This is a genomic window from Aliidiomarina soli (genome assembly GCF_003986975.1).
GTDB lineage: Bacteria > Pseudomonadota > Gammaproteobacteria > Enterobacterales > Alteromonadaceae > Aliidiomarina > Aliidiomarina soli.
This window is the reverse complement of record NZ_PIPO01000002.1, coordinates 505,023-527,301: the sequence shown is the minus strand read 5'-3', so window position 1 is coordinate 527,301 and position 22,279 is coordinate 505,023. Positions and strand designations below refer to the sequence as shown.

General features: G+C 52.6%; 18 protein-coding genes. 3 read left to right on the top strand and 15 right to left on the bottom strand.

Annotation, left to right across the window (positions count from 1 at the left end; genetic code table 11):
• Nucleotides 1-127 precede the first annotated feature (127 nt).
• Nucleotides 128-643 carry a ribosome biogenesis factor YjgA gene (yjgA, locus tag CWE14_RS06085; RefSeq protein ID WP_126798561.1) on the top strand — a complete coding sequence of 172 codons (516 nt, stop codon included), beginning with the start codon at nt 128-130 and terminating at the stop codon, nt 641-643.
• Here yjgA and tldD read toward each other — a convergent pair.
• From tldD to CWE14_RS06010, 15 genes are all read right to left on the bottom strand, one after another.
• Entirely contained in the window at nt 640-2,085 is a 1,446-nt protein-coding gene (gene tldD, locus CWE14_RS06080) for a metalloprotease TldD (RefSeq protein ID WP_126798560.1), read from the bottom strand. The two genes, yjgA and tldD, sit on opposite strands and share 4 nt — an antisense overlap.
• Nucleotides 2,078-2,902 (bottom strand): carbon-nitrogen hydrolase family protein, encoded by an 825-nt coding sequence (locus tag CWE14_RS06075; RefSeq protein ID WP_126798559.1) that lies wholly within the window; start codon nt 2,900-2,902, stop codon nt 2,078-2,080. Before CWE14_RS06075 ends, tldD begins: the two co-directional genes overlap by 8 nt.
• On the bottom strand, nt 2,889-6,773 hold the full coding sequence (locus CWE14_RS06070) for a YhdP family protein (RefSeq protein ID WP_126798558.1): 3,885 nt from the start codon (nt 6,771-6,773) through the stop codon (nt 2,889-2,891). The genes CWE14_RS06075 and CWE14_RS06070 overlap by 14 nt, the downstream gene beginning before the upstream one ends.
• Before the next feature lies 1 nt (nt 6,774).
• Nucleotides 6,775-8,244 (bottom strand): ribonuclease G, encoded by a 1,470-nt coding sequence (gene rng, locus CWE14_RS06065; RefSeq protein ID WP_126798557.1) that lies wholly within the window; start codon nt 8,242-8,244, stop codon nt 6,775-6,777.
• Nucleotides 8,241-8,816, bottom strand: coding sequence for a Maf family protein (locus CWE14_RS06060; RefSeq protein ID WP_126798556.1), 576 nt, complete (start codon nt 8,814-8,816; stop codon nt 8,241-8,243). Before CWE14_RS06060 ends, rng begins: the two co-directional genes overlap by 4 nt.
• The gene (gene mreD, locus CWE14_RS06055; RefSeq protein ID WP_126788594.1) at nt 8,813-9,298 is read right to left on the bottom strand and encodes a rod shape-determining protein MreD; all 486 of its coding nucleotides are present in this window, start codon (nt 9,296-9,298) and stop codon (nt 8,813-8,815) included. Before mreD ends, CWE14_RS06060 begins: the two co-directional genes overlap by 4 nt.
• Nucleotides 9,295-10,167 (bottom strand): rod shape-determining protein MreC, encoded by an 873-nt coding sequence (gene mreC, locus CWE14_RS06050; RefSeq protein WP_126798555.1) that lies wholly within the window; start codon nt 10,165-10,167, stop codon nt 9,295-9,297. The genes mreD and mreC overlap by 4 nt, the downstream gene beginning before the upstream one ends.
• Before the next feature lie 2 nt (nt 10,168-10,169).
• Entirely contained in the window at nt 10,170-11,213 is a 1,044-nt protein-coding gene (locus CWE14_RS06045) for a rod shape-determining protein (RefSeq protein ID WP_126788596.1), read from the bottom strand.
• 113 nt (nt 11,214-11,326) lie between these two features.
• Nucleotides 11,327-13,210, bottom strand: a complete 1,884-nt coding sequence (locus tag CWE14_RS06040; RefSeq protein ID WP_126798554.1) for an SUMF1/EgtB/PvdO family nonheme iron enzyme — start codon at nt 13,208-13,210, stop codon at nt 11,327-11,329.
• Nucleotides 13,211-13,530: 320 nt separating this feature from the next.
• A complete protein-coding gene (locus tag CWE14_RS06035; protein ID WP_126798553.1) occupies nt 13,531-14,817 on the bottom strand; it encodes a sensor histidine kinase in 1,287 nt (428 codons plus the stop codon).
• Between the two features lie 92 nt (nt 14,818-14,909).
• Complete coding sequence (locus CWE14_RS06030; RefSeq protein ID WP_126798552.1) at nt 14,910-15,389, bottom strand: type II secretion system protein; 480 nt, start codon at nt 15,387-15,389, stop codon at nt 14,910-14,912.
• Nucleotides 15,390-15,552: 163 nt separating this feature from the next.
• Complete coding sequence (pyrC, locus tag CWE14_RS06025) at nt 15,553-16,587, bottom strand: dihydroorotase (RefSeq protein ID WP_126798551.1); 1,035 nt, start codon at nt 16,585-16,587, stop codon at nt 15,553-15,555.
• A 59-nt stretch (nt 16,588-16,646) separates the two neighbouring features.
• Nucleotides 16,647-18,578, bottom strand: coding sequence for a MacB family efflux pump subunit (locus CWE14_RS06020; protein ID WP_198676540.1), 1,932 nt, complete (start codon nt 18,576-18,578; stop codon nt 16,647-16,649).
• Complete coding sequence (locus CWE14_RS06015) at nt 18,571-19,728, bottom strand: efflux RND transporter periplasmic adaptor subunit (protein ID WP_126798549.1); 1,158 nt, start codon at nt 19,726-19,728, stop codon at nt 18,571-18,573. Before CWE14_RS06015 ends, CWE14_RS06020 begins: the two co-directional genes overlap by 8 nt.
• Nucleotides 19,729-19,748: 20 nt before the next feature.
• A complete protein-coding gene (locus CWE14_RS06010) occupies nt 19,749-20,357 on the bottom strand; it encodes a thymidine kinase (RefSeq protein WP_126788603.1) in 609 nt (202 codons plus the stop codon).
• A gap of 210 nt (nt 20,358-20,567) precedes the next feature.
• Between CWE14_RS06010 and CWE14_RS06005 the strand changes: the two genes are divergently transcribed.
• Together CWE14_RS06005 and CWE14_RS06000 are read left to right on the top strand one after the other, a co-directional pair.
• On the top strand, nt 20,568-21,815 hold the full coding sequence (locus CWE14_RS06005; RefSeq protein WP_126788604.1) for an adenosine deaminase family protein: 1,248 nt from the start codon (nt 20,568-20,570) through the stop codon (nt 21,813-21,815).
• Nucleotides 21,816-21,875: 60 nt separating this feature from the next.
• Nucleotides 21,876-22,250 (top strand): hypothetical protein, encoded by a 375-nt coding sequence (locus CWE14_RS06000; RefSeq protein WP_126798548.1) that lies wholly within the window; start codon nt 21,876-21,878, stop codon nt 22,248-22,250.
• Nucleotides 22,251-22,279 lie beyond the last annotated feature (29 nt).

The following is a 22,279-nucleotide window of genomic DNA, read 5'->3' as shown; positions in this document are numbered from 1 at the left end:
GTTGCTTTGCCCTGACACCCGTTTCTCCTCGTCTAAATTCAATAGTTACAGCATATCATGTGTTACTATAGTTGGTGTTGTTTAGCCCTTCAGAAATCAATTGTTAGCATGCGCAAGAGAGTAAAAAATGGCCAACCCGAATCAGCCAGGTAACGAACCCAAAGCGGAACGCCCGAATAAAAGCCAAATCAAGCGTGAAATGGCAGCATTACACGATATTGCAGTCCGTCTGGTTGATCTATCCGATGGCGCGACTAAAAAAATGCCACTCAGTGATGAACTTGAGAACGCAGTGGTACTGGCCCGCCGTATTCGCAATACCCGCGAGGGTTACCGCCGCCAGCTGCAGCTGGTAACCAAGCTATTGCGAGCCAATAACCACGACGAGATTTTACAGGCGTTAGACGGCTTGCAACGCAGCGGTGACCAGGAAAATGCCCGTTTCCACGCGTTGGAGCGCTGGCGTGACCGGATCCTAGACGAGGGCGATGACGCTATTCAGGGCTTTATCGACAACTATCCAGAGACGGACCGTCAGAAAGTTCGTCAACTGGTACGTAAAGCAAAAAAAGAGCAGGCGGAGAATAAACCACCTGCTGCTTTTCGTGAGTTATTTAAATACTTACGCGAAGTCTCAGCTTAGCCAGTTCCACCTACCGTCATAGCATCCAGCTTCAACGTCGGTTGGCCCACGCCAACCGGCACGCTCTGTCCATCTTTACCGCACACTCCAATCCCAGTATCCAACGCTAAATCGTTGCCTATCATGGAAATCTGCTGCATCGACGCTGGCCCGTTACCTATCAGGGTGGCACCTTTAATCGGCCGGGTGATTTTACCGTCCTCGATCAAATACGCCTCTGATGCGCTGAAGACAAATTTACCCGAGGTGATATCAACCTGTCCGCCGGCAAAGTAAGGCGCATAAATGCCGTTCTTTACTGAACCGATAATCTCGTCCGGACTGTGCTCGCCACCCAGCATATAGGTATTGGTCATTCGTGGCATCGGCAAGTGGGCAAAGGACTCACGTCGGCCATTCCCGGTTGCCGGCATGCCCATTAAGCGCGCATTCAGTTTATCCTGCATATAGCCAACCAGACGGCCATCTTCAATCAGCACATTGTGCTGGCTTGGGGTACCTTCATCGTCGACTGATAACGAACCACGCCGGTTTTCCAGGGTCCCGTCGTCAATCACGGTAACCCCTTTCGACGCGACCTGCTGACCCATTTTCCCGGCGAAAGCCGACGAACCTTTACGGTTAAAGTCACCTTCAAGGCCATGCCCGACTGCTTCATGCAGCAAAACGCCCGGCCAGCCCGGTCCCAGTACCACCGGCATTTTGCCGGCCGGCGCTTCTTCGGCTTCGAGATTCACCAGCGCCTGACGCACCGCCTCTTCGGCAAAGGCAAAATGGCGTGGCTGGCCGCGTTCATTGCGCTGAGCAAAATAGTCGTAGGTAAAGCGTCCGCCACCACCTGCACTGCCGCGTTCACGGCGTCCATTCTGGGTCGCCAGCACACTGCAGTTGAGTCGTACTAAAGGACGGATATCGGTGGCTAAGGTGCCATCTGTGGCCACCACCAGAATATGTTCGTAGACCGCGGTCAAACTGACCGTGACTTCGCTTATTCTCGGGTCCTGCTTCTTCGCATGGCGATCCACTGCATTCAGAATGTCTATTTTCTGTGTTTCTTTCCACGCTGACAGCGGGTTATCCGGCAGGTACAGGGATGGTGCTGCAGTCGCTGTTAACGCCTGCACGGTTTTTTGCTGTCCCGCTGCGGCAATACCACGTGCTGCCGCCGCAGTTTGCTTTAGCGCTGCAGTGGAAATATCGTCGGCGTAAGCGAAGCCTGTCTTCTCGCCCTCTACAGCACGCACACCAAGCCCCCGGTCTATTGAGAAGCTACCGGATTTAACAATACCATCTTCAAGCACCCAGCTTTCATGATGGCTGGACTGCAAATAAATATCAGCATAATCGATACTGCCCTGGTACAACTGTGCCAGACCAGACTCAAGATCCGTCATCGACATCTCGGCTCGATCCAGCAATTGGGCTTTTACTTCATCATGCATTTTTAAACTTCACCTTAAATTGATTGTGCGCATCGACGGGCATTCGGCGGCGAACTTTCTCCAGACTGGACGTGTCCAGTCGTACCGAGCCGACGCCAATGTCGCTACTAATTTCCGTACAAATTTTGCCCCAGGGGTCAATGATCATCGAGTGACCCCAGGTCTCACGTCCGTCAGGATGTTCCCCACCCTGATTCGGCGCAATCATATAGCACTGGTTTTCGATCGCTCTGGCCTGCAATAGTGGTTGCCAGTGCGCCCGGCCGGTGACCCTGGTAAACGCTGAGGGCAGCACGATAATGTCGGCCCCGGCCTGACGCAGAGCACGAAACTGCTCAGGAAAGCGCAAGTCATAACAAACCGCCATACCAATACGACCAAATGGCGATTCGGCTACCACCAGTTCTTCACCTGGCTTGGTATACCGGGACTCCTGGTAACTACCTGTGCCGTCTTCAACCGTGGCGTCAAACAAATGAATTTTGTCATAGCGGGCGCGCTGTTCGCCCTGGTCATCGAATAGCAACGAAGCGCCCGCATATCGTTCACCCGCCTGCAACGGTATGGTGCCGGCAACTATCCACAATTTATGGGTACGCGCCAGATCAGCAATCGCCTCCTGAATCGGGCCCTGTCCTGGCTGCTCAGCACGTTGTAACTGGTTCGATTCACCGGCACCAAAGCTGGCGAAGGCTTCCGGTAAAACAACCAACTGCGGCCGTTCTGCCGGTAATAACTGGATCAGGCGTTTTAGCTGGGCAATGTTCTCTTCAGGTTCGTTGCCCGACGTCCATTGAATCACACTAACTTGGGTCATCTTCGTTCTCCGTCGATTGCTCAAACTCGATGTCAGGGATATCAACATCCATCTGGTCACGTGCCTCTTCATTTACAACTGGCTGTGAAACCGTTCCGGTAATCGAATATTCTAAGCGCGATATAACCTGAGCATCATGTAGCACCCGGTCAATCAGCAATGCGGCAATCCCGGTCGGCGGGTTCACCATCCATGCAACTAACACTGGCAGGCTCGAGGTAACTTTCGGTACGTACACCAACTGGTAGTCCAGTGCTTCACTGACCAGGTTGGTACTGCCACGTACATCCATATCACCAGCCGAACCATTCATACGGGTATTGTCAGTGTAGACAATACCCTCGTCGATCGTCAGCGTACCGCGAAAGCTTGAGTAAAACATCCCGCGCGCAAATATATCGCGAAAGTCGAGCGTTAGTTTACGCATCAGGCTTTCCAGGCTGAACAGCGAAAACAAACGGGCTCCGCCGTCACTCACATCACGCAAATAGCCTGACCCTAGCTCCCAGTCGATCGCACCTGACAGGCTCTGCTTATTAAACTCTGCCGGCGAACCGTCCCAGTGCAGATCGAATTCGAGCTGAGTGCTGGAGTCCCGCACCACAGAGCTGACGCCAAAGTCGGCAAACAGGTTACCAATGTCATTGACCGCGACCCAGCCTTGCACACGACTGACATAACCAGTGTCACCTTTCTGCCAGCCGCCGGTCATATCAACCTCTGCGCCCGACCGTCGTATATTCAGATTCCGCAACTGTTCACCCTCATAGCTGGGGTCAATAGTCGCTTCGATACGCCCTATTTCTTTTTCGTCGTAGCGACATAGCTGGCAAACCAGATGAATCGCAGGTAACTGGTCGAAGACGTCACCAGCTGGGGTTAAATCCACACTTGAGGACTCTGAGTTGTTGTTCTCAACTTTTTGCAGGCTAAGATAATCAGCGCGAACGGCAATTGGCTGTTGCGGGTCATGCGGAAGCATCATCGCCACCCGGCCGGAGTCAGAAATAAGATCGAAACTAAGGCCCTCGTCTTCGGTTCGGCCACTGAGTTGAACGTCCTCCAGCTGCTGGCCCAAGAGGCTGAGCTGCTGAATACGGCCACTAAGCTGGTTAAGCGCCGGCAGGCGCCACGCTATACCGGCGCCTTCGTCAGCCCCTTGAGGAGCGGCTAACAAGGCATTACGAATGGCAAGCCATGAACTGACATCCAGTTCGTCCAGATCAAGATAAAGCGCAAGCCCTTCATCACTCAGTGCCGGGCCCCGTTCTGGAGTCTCGCCCAATTCTACCAGCGCTCGGCTAAATGTTTTCTCGCCGAGCGGGAGCGCTCCTTCAAAGCGCAGCAATGATGGCCATAATGCGGTGACCATCATCTGTTCGTGATCACCACGAATCGTAAAATCGAAGTAGTCGCCCGCGGCGCGTTCAGCCCCTAGCGGAGCAGGCAAATCCATCGTTAACTGATCGAGCATAGTTCGCATCGCCCAGCGATAACTGAATCCGTCGTCAATAAAGCGCAACGCAAGATTTGCGTCACTGCGCACATCGCCATCCACAAACTCATCCAGCCACTGCGCGTCCAACTGACGGTGAATAAACTCAGCGGGCCACTCGCCCGCCACAGTTACATCTAGGCCGTACCCCTTGTCAGCTTCCTGCTCAAAAGGAGCGCCAGCCAGCGACAGTTGCAACGGTAAGTTATAGACTTCCGCTGTTACTGACTCCGCGTCCAGATGATCATCGTCAAAGTTGAAACGACCATCGAGGTTTTTCAGTGTCATTCCAATCGGCTCAATCAATAACTGCTGGCCGCTAAAATCGACATGCCCTGCAACACGTATACGAGGATCTTCACTCTGATCCTGCGCAGCAGCAAACAGCGGGATCTGTAATTCCACTTCACCGTCAAAGCTGTCCTCGGAATGGAGCCGCTGCAATGCGGCTCCGACTGTTTTCTGTAATGGACTGTCCATAAACAGCTCGCGCGCAGCAACACCGGTTGAACGGGCTTTCGCATTTATTCTCAGCCAGCGTTGCGGCAACATTAAATCGGTGATCTGCGCATCCACTTCGAGCACCTCAGTACCACCCAAACTGCCGCCTTCAGCCAACATACGCAATGCATGATCACGGAATTCGATGGTCATCGCAGTATCTGTAACCATCGGCCATTCCGGCCGAAACCGGAAGTCCAGCGGGCTTGCCTGCAGGCTAGCCAGGAAAACACCGTCATTCTGATAATACGGAAAGGTTTCTAAAGCGCCACGCCAGAGTAAGGACATTTTGTTGACCTCACCGTCGACAATGGCTTCACGCAAATAGTCTGTCAGGCGCTGTCCTAGCTGCAGTGGCAGTAGTTCAAGTGCATCGGCCACCGCCAGCTGCGCGCCGTCTCCACTTAACCACCATTCCACAGTCGGCACATCGACACCTTCGCGGGTCAGGGTAAACTGCTGATTGAATTCGACATCGGCAAGACGCACCCGGCCTTCCGGTAAGGCGACCCGCCAACCGTCGTTTAATCGCTCCCAGTACCCCTGCCAGTGGATACGCGACAACTGTTGGGTGTTGCTAAAGGTAGCCGGGGAGACCAGTGCGACGTTATCACCTGACAGACGGTAAGCGCCCCGCTTAAGGTCACTCCAGAAATCGAAGCTAAGGCCCTGCAGGCCTGGCACTCCTCGATGCGATTGCCAGCGAATGTTATCGGCGCTGGCGAAGAAACTCCATTCCAGTGCCGGGCTTAGCCTGACCTGGACGTCATTCACCACGCCCGCTGGTTTAATCCCTGCAAACCAGTCACGAATTTGCGCACCTGGTGAACCAAATAAACTCCACAGCGGAGCGGTATCACTGAACACAAGGTTATGTAAGTTCCAGGTATGCTCACCATCCTGGAAATGCCAGCGCACAGAATCGACCGGCCATTCACTATCGTCGACGCGGAAAGTTAAGGGTTCGCTGTTCATCAGCCAGCCGTTGTCTTGCGGCCATATTCCCCAGGTCACCGGACTCGATACCAGTTGATGATCACGTCCGTCGCGCTGCCACTGCAGCACATTTTCGCCAAAGTGAACCTGTCCGTTCCCCAGGCGCCCCTGGTCAAAGTCAAACCAGGCCCGCACGTTCAGTTCGGCGCGGCTGATATCAACGCCGGCAATAACCGCTTCGAGCCAGGGTGACATATCCAGTTGCTCAGCCTGCAGATAAAGCTCACCACGCATGGTCAGGAAGTGGTCACCTTCGACATCCAGAATAAAGTTCAGGTTATCTGCTGTTACATCAGACACCCGCACCCGACCCCGGCCCTGACGCCGGTCGACACGGTTAACCCAACTCAATTGCTCGATATAAAGCGTTCTGCCGCTCCCTTCCTGGTTGCGCAAATTGATCTGAGATTCTACGACCTGAAACTGTTCCAGTTGCTCCAGCAATAAACCCTCGAGTGCATCGAGCAAAGGCAACTCGCCACTGCCGGGATCGCTGAAATCAATCAGGTAATCAACATTCACCCCTTCCAGCACAAAGTCGTCCAGCTGCCATTGCCAATTCCACAGGCTCTGCCATAAATTGACCACTAAATGGGTTCGCCCAACATGCAGGGTAAAGGGCTGAGCCTGATCCACCGTGACACTCACATCCTGCAATACCAACGAGGGACCGAAGGTTGACCAGTCCGCAGCCAGGGCACCGATTTCCACGCGTTGTCCGTAGCGCTCTTCAATTAGCGATTCGATGTCGCTGCGGTAGTGGTCAAGATAGGGCAAGCTATAACGCACGCCGCTTAATATTACCGCCGCGAGCACCAGCAAGATGGCCAGCATCAGCCATAACTTGCGCACTGTGAAATGGAGAATTCTTCGCACCATACTACATCATAACCACATCAAACTGCTCTTGGTGGTAAAGGGGCTCGACCTGAACTTTAACCTGTTTACCGACAAACACCTCCAACTCTGCCAATGCATGCGACTCCTCGTTGAGCAAGCCTTCTGAGACAGCGGCTGAGGCGTAAACAACAAACTGGTCAGCGTCATACGCGCGGTTGACGCGGACAATTTCGCGCATGATTTCGTAGCATACGGTTTCCACCGTTTTCATCGTGCCGCGGCCCTGACATACAGGGCATTCCGAGGACAGCACGTGCTCCAGACTCTCACGGGTTCGCTTACGGGTCATTTCGACCAGACCTAAACTGGTGAAGCCATTGATCGTTGTCTTCGCGCGGTCTTTCGCCAGCGCCTGTTCCAGACTGTGCAGCACACGACGCTTATGGTCTTCATTCTGCATATCGATAAAGTCGATAATAATAATGCCACCAAGGTTGCGCAGTCTGAGTTGCCGGGCGATCGCCTGGGTTGCTTCGGTATTGGTGTTAAAAATCGTTTCTGCCAGATTCCGGTGTCCGACAAAGGCACCGGTATTGATATCAATGGTGGTCATGGCTTCGGTCTGATCGATTATCAGACTGCCACCCGACTTTAGATTGACCTTGCGGTCGAGGGCACGCTGGATCTCATTTTCAATATCGAAAATATCAAAAATAGGCCGCTCGCCTTCGTAATATTCAAGGGCGTCTTTCAGTTCCGGAATAAACTCATCAACGAAGTCTTTTAACTGCTCATAGCTTAATTTGGAATCGACGCGAATGCGTTCGATCTGACCACCGACAAAATCACGCAAAACCCGTGCGCCCAGATTGAGGTCCTGGTAAAGCACGCCGCCCTTACTAAATCGTTTCTTCCGTTCCTTAATCTTTTCCCACAGGCGGCGCAAAAAGCGTGCGTCCTGTTGCAGCTCGTCGTCACCGACACCTTCTGCGGCGGTGCGGACAATAAACCCAAGCTGTTCATCAACGACTTCTTTCACCTGCTGTTTGAGTCGGTCGCGTTCACCTTCATCATCGATACGCTGAGACACGCCTACGTGATTTGAACGCGGGGTCAGGACCAGATAGCGGGACGGAATGGTGATATCAGTCGTCAACCGTGCACCCTTAGTGCCCAGAGGGTCTTTCACCACCTGCACCATGATGTACTGCCCCTGCCTCACTAAGCTCGAGATATCCCGCGCAGGCAGCTGCTCGCGATCAAGCTCTTCGACCTGGTCAATGTGGGTGATAATATCTGATGCATGCAAAAACGCGGCCTTTTCCAGGCCAATATCTACGAACGCAGCTTGCATACCGGGCAGTACTCTGGCCACTTTCCCCATATACACATTGCCCACCAGCCCGCGACGCGCTTCACGTTCAATATGGATTTCCTGCAGAATGCCGTTCTCTACCAGAGCGACCCGGGTTTCACTCGGGGTTACGTTAATCAGTATTTCTGCGCTCATCGGCTATCCTCTGCAAGTCGCTTAATCAATTGGTCCGTTTCATACAGCGGCAGTCCGACCACCGCAAAGTAGCTACCCCGGATAAATTCAACAAACTTACCTGCGTACCCCTGAATGCCATAACCACCCGCCTTGTCCGTAGGTTCACCGGTGGCCCAATAGTGCTCAGCTTCATCGCTACTAATTTGACGAAAGCGAATTTCGGTGGTCACCAGGTCATGCAACTGGCGGTTACCGTCGTCGACACATACCGCGGTCATCACCTGATGAGCGCGCCCGCTGAGACGGCTAAACATTTGCAAAAAATGCGCTTTATCACGTGGTTTTTCCAGAATGTCACCGTCAACGACAACTATAGTATCGGCACCAATGACAATGCCTGCAGTGCTTTCGCGCAGAGGCAACCCGGCGGACGCCTTGCTGCACGCCAGACGTGACACGTAGGCATGAGCGGCTTCGTCATCCTGCGGTATTTCAGGCACGTGGGGGCGGATAACTGAAAAGGGGTACTGCAGCAACTGTAGTAATTCATAACGTCGCGGCGAACCGGACGCCAGGTAGAGAGGTTTCATGCGACTCCAAAACGACGGCGAACTTTCCTCATTACCAAGAACAACCAAGGCCAGATAATTGCGGAGCTAACCGCCGGTAGAAAATAGTTACTCTGTAAACTGGCGTTACTCACGTAGTATTCGACCAGATAAACAATTGAGCGTTCAATCATGACCATAAGACCAACGAACAATGCTTGCTGTGACAACGAGAAGTTGCGGATACGTTTATAGTGATGAGCAAAAATATAGCCTACAAATGACATCCCGGCGGCGTGAATACCGAGCGTCGACCCGAGCAATACATCCATTAACAGGCCGATAATGAAGCAGGTTCCGATATTCACCCGGTTCGGAACAGCCATCACCCAATACAATAGAATCATCATCGACCATTCCGGACGCCACGCTTGCAAGCCAGCTGACATCGGCATTACCGAAAGCACCAATCCCATCATCAACGCGGCATTAATCGCCATCCGTTGAGAAAAACGTGAGGTCATTGCCCTGCCTCCTCAAGTAACTCTGGTATTGCCGACGGTGCGTGCTCTCCATCGGCTGGCCACAACAGCAGTACCATCCGTATTCTGTCCAGCTGTGCTACCGGGCGAGCATCGACCTGTGCAAACGGAAATGATTCGTCACGTCGGATACGGGTAATCTCTGCAACCGGATACCCTTCAGGAAAGACACCACCCAAGGAGGATGAAAACAATAACTCACCTTCTTCTAAATCAGTGGAATGCGGCACATGCATAAGTTCCAGGCGTTCGGTCTCGCCAACTCCCTGGGCAACAACCCGGATGCCGGAGATGCGTGACCGCGTAGGTAAGCCATGGCTCGGATCTGAAATAAGGATAACTCGCGAGGTGCTAACCCCGACACTGCTGATCTGGCCAACAATGCCCTGATCATCAATCACTGGCTGCCCCAGATAGACGCCATGTAACAGGCCTTTATTAATCACGACCTGCTGACTAAAGGGGTCCGAATCGACGGCAATGACTTCAGCCACCATTCGTGTGGTGTCCAAATCCGATTCGCTTGAAAGCAGACTTCGTAGGCGTTGATTCTCGGTCACGAGGAAGTCAAAGCGCTGTACCACGCCCTGTAACTCGAGCATTTCTCGCTTTAACTGCGCATTTTCGCTACTTAGCGAGCGGCGGGTACGAACACTTTCATAAACCCCTTGCAGGAGTTGCTCAGGCACTGCTGCCAGGTACTGAACCGGGCTGACTGCAGAATTGAGGACCATCCGTACCTGTTGCATCGCCCCCATGCGCAAATCAAGAATCAAAAGCAAAAACGCCAGCACTAAGGCTAGCGTTAAACGCCCTTTAAGGGAGATCGGTTGATTAAAGAGCTGGTTCACAATTACTCGTAGCTAAACAAGTCGCCACCATGCATGTCGATCATCTCCAGCGCTTTACCGCCACCTCGAGCGACACAAGTCAGTGGGTCGTCAGCGATGATAACCGGGATCCCGGTCTCTTCCATCAGCAAGCGGTCGAGATCTTTAAGCAACGCACCACCGCCGGTCAGAACCATACCGCGTTCGGAAATATCCGAGGCCAGTTCTGGCGGAGATTGCTCCAGCGCAACCATAACAGCCGACACGATACCCGATAACGGTTCTTGCAATGCTTCAAGGATTTCAGCGTTGGTCAGAATAAATGAACGTGGCACACCTTCGGCAAGGTTACGTCCACGAACTTCGACCTCTTTCACTTCATCACTAGGAAACGCTGAGCCAATCTCGTGCTTAATCCGCTCCGCCGTGGCGTCACCAATTAACGAGCCGAAGTTACGGCGCACATAACTAATAATCGCTTCATCGAACTTATCACCACCGATCCGAACCGATGCAGAATAAACCACACCGTTTAACGAGATAATAGCAACTTCGGTCGTACCACCACCAATGTCGACAACCATAGAGCCGGTTGCCTCTGAAACAGGCAGACCAGAACCGATCGCCGCCGCCATTGGCTCGTCGATCAGGTACACTTCGCGTGCCCCTGCGCCCAGCGCAGACTCACGAATAGCGCGACGCTCTACCTGGGTCGAACCGCAAGGCACACAAACCAGCACTCTCGGGCTGGGTTTGAAATAGCGGCTGTCATGCACCGTCTTAATAAAGTGCTGAAGCATTTTTTCGGTCACGAAGAAGTCAGCAATAACGCCGTCTTTCATTGGCCGAATCGCGCGGATATTACCAGGCGTACGGCCTAGCATTTGTTTAGCCGCGGTCCCCACAGCTGCGACGGTCTTCGGACCGCCTGAGCGCTCCTGACGAATCGCGACTACGGAAGGTTCGTTCAGTACGATACCTTCGTCTTTGACATATATAAGGGTATTTGCTGTGCCAAGGTCAATTGACAAGTCATTTGAGAAAATACCGCGCAACTTCTTAAACATGGAGGGCTGATCCTAAAATAATCTGTGTATTAAAACCGGCGTAACTGTAGCAGGCCAACGGGTAGCTAACAAGCGAGCAACAAGGCGGATACCCCCCTTGCCGGATAAATAAATCATTCTTCTCGCACGACCCGGAAACCAACATAGTTTGCGCTAAACGATGAATATAGCTCCATTCTGGACGACACTCGTACCAGGCTTGGAGCAAAGTTGTAGGCTCCCCCGCGTGCGACTGGAGACGAACCATCCCTTGCACTCGTCCATTCCCACACATTTCCCACTGTATCTTCTAAACCAAACGGGTTCTTGGCAAAGGTTCCCATCGGCGAAGGACTATCTCCAGCCCAACGAGTACCGCAACTAAAGCAATTAGCACGTCCGGACCCGATACCATTTCCCCACCAGTAGTGCGTATCGGTACCGGCGCGGGCCGCGTATTCCCATTCGTCTTCACTGGCTAAACGATAGCGCTCACCTGTTTTTTGCGTCAACCAGGCCGCATAACGCTGCGCATCACCGTAGCTCACACAGGTCACCGGCATACGTTCCTGCACCGAGTAACCAGGCTCTTCCCAGGTAATATTTGGGTCAGCCTGGACCACGCCATCAATCATCACGTTACACGCATCGCCTTTTTCGGCGGTCGTCACGTACCCTGTATCACGCACGAAAACGCCAAACTGTTCAATCGTAACGGGGAACACACCAACCGCTAAAGGAACACTCAGTTCAAAATTACGAACCTGAGGGTCACCGCTGGAACCACTACGAATATTACCTAACCGCTGACTTCCTGAAGGGATAACAATCAGCGACGGCCCTTCATTGCGATTTCCAACAGAGTCCTGAATAATTTCGCCGGGAGAGAAATCATAGGCTAAACGGTCAAGTTCAGCACTGTAGGTGGCCGACCGGTTTACATTCATTCGTACATTATGCGACGTATATCCACGACGGCTCACAACCAAATCATATTCGCCGGTTTCCAGCATTAACTCAATCGGGGTCGAGCCGTAGCGCTCGCCATTAATCATTACCTGGTCATCATAGACATTTGAACGAATGAGGACGCGGTGCATGACGTCCTCGTCAGACGGCTTTTTTCCGTCATCACTCGCCTCTTCGTTAGAAGCTTGCACATTATCGGTGCAATAACGAACATCGAGTTCAAGTAATTTACAAACATCAGTGCGTGTAATACGGCCCTGCAGGTCGACCTGCAAGTTAACCGAATAGTTACGCTGTCCACTGAAACCACTGTTCAATGGACGTGAACCAATAAGACGGACATCCGGACTCACCTGATCGCGGTGCTTAATTGCTTGTTCAGATTCAGTCAGGCGGTCAAATGCACTATCAAGGAAATTGCGTGACGCCCGTTGCTTGGCAAGCAAGTCTGCACGGCTTTCACATTGACCGATAGTTTCATCACGATCACAGGTTACTTCTTGTTCTACGCGAACCTGACTGGTCGCTCCGAATTCAGTTATCACACGGTCAACACGAGCCAACGCCAGGCGTTCCTGATAGGTTGCCAGCTGGTTAACGAGGCCATGCTCACGAACCCGGTGACGCTCTTGCTGCGCCTGCAAATTCGACAATTCAGCAGATAGTTCACTGACCTGCTGTGTATTGCGTTGCGCGTTTACCACGGCTTGCTGGTACGCCTGTTGGGCTTCAGAGATATCAGTTTCGGGGTTGTCAACCAGTTCACGATAACGGCGGTTCATCTGTTCCAGCGCCTGCCGACGTTCTTGTTCAACCGCCTCACTTTGCTGACGCGCCTGCTCAAGACGCTCGCGCACACTATTAAGCTGCGCCTCCATCTCTCGGCGCTCTTCCTGTGTGCTCTGATACTGAGACTCAATAGTCGAAATGTGACTTTCGATCTCAGCAACAGTTACCTGCTCACTCCCCTCCGATGCACTGGCGAGAGTGCTGAATAACGGCGAGGCGAATAATGCGGCTATTATTATCGATGTTTGAGCCAGTCGCATGTGTTTCCCCAAGTGTGATATGTGATTTGATGCCTAACAGGCTTATGCTATTTGTTGCACGCTCAAATGGCAAGCAAAGGCTATATAATAGAGCCAATGTTGTGATCAACAAACGCTATTTACAATTGTTATTGTTTTTATTTTCGTTCTGTTTTATCGACCGCTATCGCAGATTCTACATCCTTACAGCGGCGGAATAACCCTCAACTTAACGAAGTTATATCGGCTCGGCAAGCGAAAGGGAAGCCCTAATCGCGAATTTTGCTTCCAGCCTAAGTACTAAACAGGCAATTTTGCAAGGCTATATGCCGATAAAAAGTTTAACTCCGTCTTTGCAAAGGCAATGCGATTATGACTCGTGTTCCTTTTCCTTGCTCACTTTGCAGCCGGATCGCTCCGCCATGATCACGAATAATCCCCTGCGCAATACTTAACCCTAAGCCAAAATGAGTATCATCTTTGCCTCTGGAAAAAAAAGGTTCACAGGCTTGTTCGCATTCTTCCTTCGCCATCCCGCTGCCGTTGTCAACGATGCGGATCTGCACATGGTCTGCTTTTACCGTTAGCTCAGCCTTTATTGTCACCCGACCTGTGGTCGACTCAGCCGCGTTGAGCAAAATATTCAGCAGTGCCATAAAAATCTGGCTTTCAACCAGCTTAATAAGTGGAACCTCGCTGTTCTCTTCAAATACAAAGCGAATTTTATCAGCATACCGGCTCAGAACCACATTGCGGCAATGCTTCACTGTTTCATTCAGATCGGTTGAGGCCCACTCGTTATTTCCGGCTGTCTCGGTGGTGTCGCAAAGCGCATCGACCATTCGTCTTAGCTCGTCAATAGATTCCATGCTTTGCCCAATCAGCCCTTTGCTCTTGCTATTGTCGGCAAAATCCAAAGCCGTCAGCAAATGCTTGCGACTGAGATTGATCGCGCGATTCGCCTCCTGCCCGACGCCTGCAGCCAATAGTCCCAGTGTTGCCAGTTTTTCTGAGCTAATTAACCGTGAACGGGTACTTTTAAAGCGTTCTATCAGGTCTAGTAATTTCTTATTGCGTTCTTCCAGCAATGTACTTTTCGCGACTAGTTTACGTTCAGCCTGCCTGGTCTGTTCAAATAGCTGACGTAACTGAATTTCATCTTCCACCACCCGTGCCAGGCGCTTTAGCTGCGCTAGCTGGTCATCACTGAATGAGCCCGGTACATGGTCGATCACACACAACGACCCTAAAACATAGCCTTCGCTGGTTGTGATTGGGGCGCCAGCATAAAAGCGAATTGGCTTATCCTCGTCCTGCACCAGCGGGTTGTCAGCAAACCTCGGATCGTTCAAGGTATCTTCGACAATGAGCGGCGTATTTTCAGCCACCACATGGGCGCAAATAGACACTTCACGGTCAGTTTGTTGCAGCTCCATACCGCAACGGGCCTTAAACCACTGGCGATCCTTATCAACCAGGCTGATCAAGGACACCGGTTTGGCAAATATAGCAGCAGCCAGTTGGGTGATGTTATCCAGCCGCTCCTCCGGAGCTGTATCCAATATTTTCAACGCTTTTAAATGAGCCAGACGTTGCACTTCATTTTCCGGTTGAGCTGGTATTTGCATTCGCGCCTCCTCTGGTTTGTTCACCAGTTTACTATTATCAGGCGCTTAAATCTTCATCAATGCAGACACAATTTAATCAACCACCAAATTGGTTAGCAATCCGTTACCACAGTTCCAATCACCGGTTGGGGACTGTCCGCTGGCAGATAGTAATAGGCGAAACACCCCCGGTTGCCTCTGGCTGAACTGCGCTCAGGCTCGCCAAGTGACCACTTACGGGACACCGACACATCCGCCGGACGCCAGGCGACAATGTCTTCACCCATACTGTCGAAAATAACCCACTCGCCATCAGTCCCGCCCAACGCGGCGCCGATGCCCTGCCCCGACGGAGCGGCAAAGGTGCCTTGTAAGAGAATATCGTCGAGCTGTTGCGGGGCAACGCCTGCCTGCGCGTTGATTCGCTGCGATGTACTGTGCAGTGAGCGACTGAATTCTTCCACACTACTAGCCCATGCTCGGTCGTCACCTTTAAACCATTGTGGCACCGCAGTGAATAGCAACAGTCCGAGAATCGCCAACACAATCACCATCTCTACTGCGGTCAAGCCATTTTGTAGTTGTTTTGTCATCCCTATTTCCTACCGCATGTGTTACGTACGTTTAGCCATCATACGAACAACTGAACAAGAAATGAACTACTTCTTTGAAATTTTGTTTCTTTTGAATGACTTATTAAAAAAGCACCCGAAGGTGCTTTTTTTTGTAACCAGCGATTCTACGCCCACAGCAGCGCTATATAAGGCGCCAGTGGAGTGGTTCATTAGCCCAATAGGGAACAAACGGAGAGCCCGCTATATCGACGCTCGCTGGCACTGTCCAGGAGTTGGCCTCTAATGTAATTTGGTCGGTATTGCGCGGCAAACCATAAAAATCTGCTCCAAAATGGCTGGCAAAGCCCTCCAGCTTGTCCATTGCGTCATGCTGAAAGAACAGCTCCGCATACAACTCAATCGCGGCTGGTGCCGAGAAGCAACCGGCACAACCACAGGCAGCTTCCTTCTTATCCTGCGTATGAGGGGCCGAATCAGTCCCCAGAAAGAACTTCGGGTTGCCGCTCAGAGCCGCCTGTTGCAGTGCCTGTTGATGACTTTTGCGCTTTAGAATCGGTAAGCAGTAGTGGTGCGGCCGGATTCCACCAACCAACATGTCGTTGCGGTTCATCAGCAAATGTTGCGGGGTAATAGTCGCCGCAACCTTGCTGTTTGCCGATGCAACAAAGTCGACCGCCTGGCGGGTCGTGATATGCTCGAGTACCAGCCGTAACTGCGGATGGCGCTGATGCAATGGTTTCAGATAACGCTCAATGAACACTTCTTCACGGTCAAAGATATCAATGTCCGCATCTGTGACCTCACCGTGCACCAACAAAGGCACTTCAAGGCGCTCCATAGCAGCAAATACGTCAGCCAGTGCGTTAATATCCGTCACCCCTGAGGCCGAGTTTGTGGTGGCTCCGGCCGGGTATAATTTAAAGCCGATTATCGCTGGATTAGCCGCCGCCTTCGCGATGTCCTCGACACTGGTTTGCTGGGTTAAATAAAGCGCCATTAATGGCGTGAAATCAAGCCCTTCTGGCACTTGCGCCAGGATCCGCTGATGATACGCCATGGCCTGTTCGACCGTGGTCACCGGCGGGACCAGATTAGGCATGATGATAGCCCGTGAGAACTGCCGCGCGCTCGCCGGTACGGTGCCGCTGAGTAACGCATCATCGCGCAAATGCAAATGCCAGTCATCAGGGCGGGTAAAAGTGATGCGTTCAGTCATTTAGCTCTCCTCGGGGTAGTGGTCGCAAACGGCAGTATTATACACACTTTGCTGGCACTTTACTCGCTTGCCAGCGCCTGCACCGGATCCAGCCGTGATGCTTTGCGGGCGGGTAAAAATCCAAAAATAAGGCCGGTCAAAAACGCACAGGCAAACGCCAGCACAACTGGAGACACGGCATACAACACTGGCGTGCCGAGTGACTGAATCACCGCCGTCGTAGTCAGGCCTACTACGACACCTAACAGGCCGCCTACCAACGAGACAGTCAGTGCTTCGATCATAAACTGCTGCATGATATGCAGGCGTCTGGCACCCGTCGCCATGCGCACGCCAATTTCCCGGGTCCGTTCAGTGACACTGACCAGCATAATATTCATCACCCCAATCCCACCGACTACCAGCGAAATGACTGCGATTACCGCAAGCAAAATAGTCATCGTATTTTCAGTTTCGGTTTGGGTTTCAATAATCGATGCCATGTTACGAATGGTAAAGTCTTCTATGCCATGACGTTCAAGTAGCAAATTATGCACCTGCTGATGGGTATCATGCATTAAACTGGTGTCGTCAACAGCCACCGTAATATTGCGCACATAGCGCTGTCCGAACAAACGCAATGAGCCCGTACTGAACGGGACCAGCACCACATCATCCTGATCCTGGCCCCAGGGCGACGCCCCTCGTTCCTGCATCACCCCGATGACCCTAAACAGCACGTTATTGACCAGCAAGAACTCCCCTAGTGGGTCGCGGTCTGGAAACATCTGCCGCGCCACCGTCTGCCCAATGACCGCCACAGTCGCTGTCATTGCTTCATCTTCAGGGGTAAAAAAGCTGCCCATAACCGGAAACCAATTGCGCGCCAGCGGGTAGCTGGAATAGGTTGCATTGACTGAGGTTTGCTGGTCAAAACCGGCGCGACGCAGGGTTTGGTTACCGCTTAATTCAGGCACCGCCGCCAGTACGTTAGGTAGCCGCGCCACCGCATCGGCATCTTCCGGGACCAGTGATGCCACACTCCAGCGCCCGCGTTGATTCGGTGCCCCCGGGAAAACCGAGAGTAAATTGCTGCCCATCGAGCTAATCCGGTCCACCACTTCCTGCTGCGCACCCTGCCCGATCGCCAGCATCGAAATCACAGAAGCGACCCCAATCACAATGCCTAGCAAGGTCAGCATGGTTCTGAACACATTAGCCCGCAGTGAGCGCAGTGCAGTGCTAAATGCCTCGCCTAAATCATTCAGCAGACTCGCGTTAGCGCGCGGCGGAGTCGACTTAGCGGGCGCTTTCTGTTCGGTCTGCGGCTTCTTCTGATCGCTGATAATGCGACCATCTTTGATTTCAATCAGCCGGTCCGCATGAGCCGCTACATCGGCATCATGAGTGATTAAAATCACCGTATGCCCAGCCAGCGACAGCTCACGCAACAACGCCATCACTTCCTGCCCACTTTGACTGTCCAGCGCGCCAGTCGGTTCGTCGGCAAGAATAATATCACCGCCGTTCATCAGCGCGCGGGCAATCGAGACCCGCTGTTGCTGGCCGCCCGACAACTGACCTGGCTTGTGATCAAGCCGGTCGGCGAGACCCAGCTGACCAAGCAACTCACGCGCTCGTTGCCGTCGTTGCCCGACTGGCTGTCCCGAATAGACAGCAGGCAATTCGACATTGGCCACCGCATCGGCTGCGGCAAGTAGATTATAACTTTGAAACACAAACCCAAACGCATCGCGTCGCAATGCCGCCAACTGATCTGCATTCAGCCTGGCTACCGATTGACCGCGAAAGTAGTACTCACCACTGCTTGGTTTATCCAGGCAGCCCAAAATATTCATCAGGGTCGACTTACCGGAGCCAGAACTACCAATAATGGCGACAAACTCGCCAGCTTCAATATCCAGGTCGATGTCATGCAGAACCTGGGTGGTGAGCTCCCCGCTCTGATAACTTTTGCTGATGCCACGCAGTGACAGTAACTGGCTATCCACGAGGCACTCTACCTGCGCTGCCGGTCGCGCCAGCCGTGGGCAGGATCACGCGTTGCCCTGGTTCCAGCCCGGCCTGAACTTCAGTATGAATACGGTCACTCAAACCGGCTTCAATCCGCACTTGCTGACGCTGATTGTCTGCCTTGAGCGTTTCCACATAGGCCCCCTCAGGATCACGCTGCACCGCGGCAACTGGCACCGCCAGCACATCCTCGGCAGCATCAGCCACAAAGAAGACCTGGGTGGTCATCTGCGTCATTAAGCGTCGGTCCGGGTTTGGCACTTCAAATAGCGCGTTGTACAGCACGACGTTGTTTTCAACCACCGGCGTTGGTTCAATCAGGCGCAGCTGGCCATGCCAGCGCTGGGTGCGATTACCCATCGTCGTAAAATACACCGGCATGCCGATCCGCAAACGCCCGATATCCGCTTCTGAAACCTGCGCCTGCACAGTCATTTCAGACAAGTCAGCTATGGTTAATATGGTCGGCGTGGTCTGGCTCGCATTCAGGGTTTGCCCGCGCCGGGCGTCAATGGTGACCACCGTGCCGGCCATCGGCGCAAAAATTCGGGTGTAGTTAAAGTTTGCCTCAGCCGCGCGCAGCGTTGACTGTGTTTGCTCGATCTGTGCCTGAATGGAGTCCACCTGCGCGGCTGCCTGTTGCATGCCTGCACGGGCCGTTTCAACCAGTTCTTCCGAGGTCAGGTTGGCAGTCTGCAAACGTTCCTGACGCTGGTAGTTGAGCCGTGCCAGTTCATGGGACGCCTCACGCTCACGTAACACCGCCTGTTGATTGCGCAGTTGCGCCTGATTCGATTCTACCTGCGCCTGCAACAAGGTGGCGTCAATCTCGGCTAGCAAATCACCCGCTTTAACTTCATCCCCCACCTCAACATGGAACTCTTTTAACTGCCCTGAAACCTGAGCCCCGACGTCAACGTAATCACGCGGCTGCAGGCGGCCTGTGGCGGTAACCAGTACTTCGATATCACGCCGCTCGACCTGTGCCGTCGCCGGTACCTGGTGGCGATTACTCTCTCTCACCAATCCAAACCATGCTACCAGCGCAACAGCTGCCAGTAGTATCGCCGCCATCCAGACTTTAGTCCCGCCACCCATGCGGGCGCGCGGTGCCATTAGGTTGCTCATCCGTTTCTCATCCAGTTATTTCATAGTCCCAGAATAGACGGCTGCACACCTGCGTCTTGCAACGCCTGCAGCCAATGTTTGCGGCAACAGGAGACATACCTGTCGTTGCCGCCAATCGCAATTTTTTCACCCGAGCCAACGGCGCGGCCATCCTTGTCAACACGCAACGACATGGTTGCTTTGCGTCCGCAATGACAAATCGTTTTCATCTCCACCAGTTTGTCCGCAATAGCCAGTAACACCGCACTGCCGTCAAAGGCTTCACCGAACGCATCGGTGCGTATGCCGTAACACATAACCGGTACATTCAGAATATCCGCAACCCGGGCCAGTTCCCAAACCTGTGCCACGGTCAGAAACTGAGCTTCATCCAGCAGTACACAGTCAACACTAGCGTTGGTCAGGTAGTCACTAACCAGCTGGAAGAGGTTGGTTTTACTGGTAAAGGTTGCCGCTTCACGCTCTATTCCCAACCTCGAATGAATCCGTCCCCGCCCACCGCGGGTGTCCAGCGCGGGCGTCAGCAGCAACACATGCTGGTCGCGCTCCTCGTAGTTATGCGCCACCTGAAGCAACGATGTACTTTTGCCTGCGTTCATCGCAGAGTAGGTAAAATAAAGAGATGCCATAAAATTAAACTGCCAGCTTGCGTGTCGCCATCGCTGGAGAGCTTCCAGCCACGGCGTTTACTGTGAACGATGTAATAAAGCCTTGATGATGCGTAAATTTACCGCCAAAGACCAGCGCTGGACATCGTTTCTTTGCACTTTTCGGTGAATGGCATATTTTATGGTACGATCCGCGGTTACATTCACCCCGCATCAGGAGTACCCGTCACGATGGCTGTATCAACCTCACCCCATTCGAAATACTCGCTCGACTTTCTGAAGGAAATGCCCAAAGCAGATCTCCACCTTCACCTAGATGGCAGCCTGCGACCTGACAGTCTGATAGAGATGGCCAAACGCAACAAGATAGAATTGCCTTCCTACACCGTAGACGGCCTGTACGACCTGGTGTTTAAGGAAAGTTATAAGAATCTCGGTGAGTATCTGAATGGCTTCCAGTACACCTGTGCAGTACTGCGCGACCTTGAAAGCCTGCAACAAGCGGCGTATGAGCTGGCGGTCGATAATCAGAACGAAGGGGTTAATTACATTGAGGTTCGTTTCGCACCACAGCTTCTGATGGACCCGGCCAGGGGCATTACCTTTGACACTGTAATGCACGCTGTCAACGACGGCCTGAAAAAAGCTCAGGACGAGTACAACCGCAGCGATGCCGTGAAACGAGAAGGTAAGCCACCTTTCCACTACGGTATTATCAACTGCGCCATGCGCATGTTCGGCAATAAAGGCTTCTCTCCCTACTACACGCACATGTTTCAGCTACTCAGTGACCATAAACCGATCGATGTGATTAAAACCGCGGCGATGGAACTGGTTCGCGCCAGCGTTCGGGTTCGTGATGAACAGGATTTACCGATTGTCGGGCTGGACATTGCTGGGCAGGAAATTGGTTACCCAGCGCACAAGTTTAAAGACGTCTACGAATATGCTCATCAGAACTTTCTGCTCAAAACCGTGCATGCCGGCGAAGCCTACGGAGCTGAGAGTATTTTCGAAGCGCTGACCCAGTGCTATGCCGACCGCCTCGGCCACGGGTATTCACTGTTTTCACCCGACATGATTGAGGATGAAAGCATTAGCGACAAAGCCGACTATTCACGCAAACTAGCCTCTTTCATTGCGGACCGTCGAATTGCGGTAGAAGTTTGCCTGACCAGTAACATGCAAACCAACCCAGCCATTGGCGAGTTGAAGAACCACAATTTTGGTCACATGCTGGAGAATCGTTTAGCGACTATTATCTGTACCGACAATCGTCTGGTGTCGCGTACCACCGTCAGCGACGAATACAAATTAGCGCTGGACACCTTCGATGTTCCGCTGAAACGGCTGAAAGACATCGTCGCATACGGCTTTAAGAAAAACTTCTTCCCCGGTAACTATATTGAAAAACGTGCCTACGCCAAGCAAACTCTGGAGTATTTCGACCAGGTTGCGCATAAATACGGCTTTATTTAAATAAGTTGGCATTATTTCTGCAAAAGCCCTTTAAGATACTCAACTTAAAGGGCTTTTTTTATGTTGAATGTAACCTCCAGTGGGGCGGTCACCAACACCAGCGCACAGCAACAGCAACGTGAGCAACAAAGCGTTGACCAGCAGCGTTCCGACGAGCTTATCCGCGACTTGCAGGGCAACAATTTCGAACGACAGGGCTTTCTTGAAGAGGCACAACGACTGACTCTGCTCAATCGTATGGGCGTAGACATCGACGCGCTGAATGAAGTCGAATCCAAAATCGAAGATCTGGAAAGCGTCGAAGAGCTCACCCAACTTGATGCCGAGAAGCTGGAAAGTCTGTATGAACAACGCAAAGAACTTTTCCGGCAAGCCAACGAACGTTCAAACGGCGAATCATTGCCGCCTGGCAGCATGCTCTCGCTAACGGTATAGTAAGGCTATTTGCTGGCCCGCACCCGCGG

Bases quoted from the DNA above. Each gene is read 5' to 3' on its own strand.
- CWE14_RS06070 (WP_126798558.1), bottom strand. From the start codon at position 6,773: ATGGTGCGAAGAATTCTCCATTTCACAGTGCGCAAGTTATGGCTGATG.
- rng (WP_126798557.1), bottom strand. From the start codon at position 8,244: ATGAGCGCAGAAATACTGATTAACGTAACCCCGAGTGAAACCCGGGTC.
- mreD (WP_126788594.1), bottom strand. From the start codon at position 9,298: ATGACCTCACGTTTTTCTCAACGGATGGCGATTAATGCCGCGTTGATG.
- CWE14_RS06045 (WP_126788596.1), bottom strand. From the start codon at position 11,213: ATGTTTAAGAAGTTGCGCGGTATTTTCTCAAATGACTTGTCAATTGAC.
- CWE14_RS06075 (WP_126798559.1), bottom strand. From the start codon at position 2,902: ATGACCCAAGTTAGTGTGATTCAATGGACGTCGGGCAACGAACCTGAA.
- CWE14_RS06010 (WP_126788603.1), bottom strand. From the start codon at position 20,357: ATGGCATCTCTTTATTTTACCTACTCTGCGATGAACGCAGGCAAAAGT.
- CWE14_RS06005 (WP_126788604.1), top strand. From the start codon at position 20,568: ATGGCTGTATCAACCTCACCCCATTCGAAATACTCGCTCGACTTTCTG.
- pyrC (WP_126798551.1), bottom strand. From the start codon at position 16,587: ATGACTGAACGCATCACTTTTACCCGCCCTGATGACTGGCATTTGCAT.
- CWE14_RS06000 (WP_126798548.1), top strand. From the start codon at position 21,876: ATGTTGAATGTAACCTCCAGTGGGGCGGTCACCAACACCAGCGCACAG.
- CWE14_RS06040 (WP_126798554.1), bottom strand. From the start codon at position 13,210: ATGCGACTGGCTCAAACATCGATAATAATAGCCGCATTATTCGCCTCG.
- CWE14_RS06015 (WP_126798549.1), bottom strand. From the start codon at position 19,728: ATGAGCAACCTAATGGCACCGCGCGCCCGCATGGGTGGCGGGACTAAA.
- tldD (WP_126798560.1), bottom strand. From the start codon at position 2,085: ATGCATGATGAAGTAAAAGCCCAATTGCTGGATCGAGCCGAGATGTCG.
- CWE14_RS06060 (WP_126798556.1), bottom strand. From the start codon at position 8,816: ATGAAACCTCTCTACCTGGCGTCCGGTTCGCCGCGACGTTATGAATTA.
- CWE14_RS06035 (WP_126798553.1), bottom strand. From the start codon at position 14,817: ATGCAAATACCAGCTCAACCGGAAAATGAAGTGCAACGTCTGGCTCAT.
- yjgA (WP_126798561.1), top strand. From the start codon at position 128: ATGGCCAACCCGAATCAGCCAGGTAACGAACCCAAAGCGGAACGCCCG.
- CWE14_RS06030 (WP_126798552.1), bottom strand. From the start codon at position 15,389: ATGACAAAACAACTACAAAATGGCTTGACCGCAGTAGAGATGGTGATT.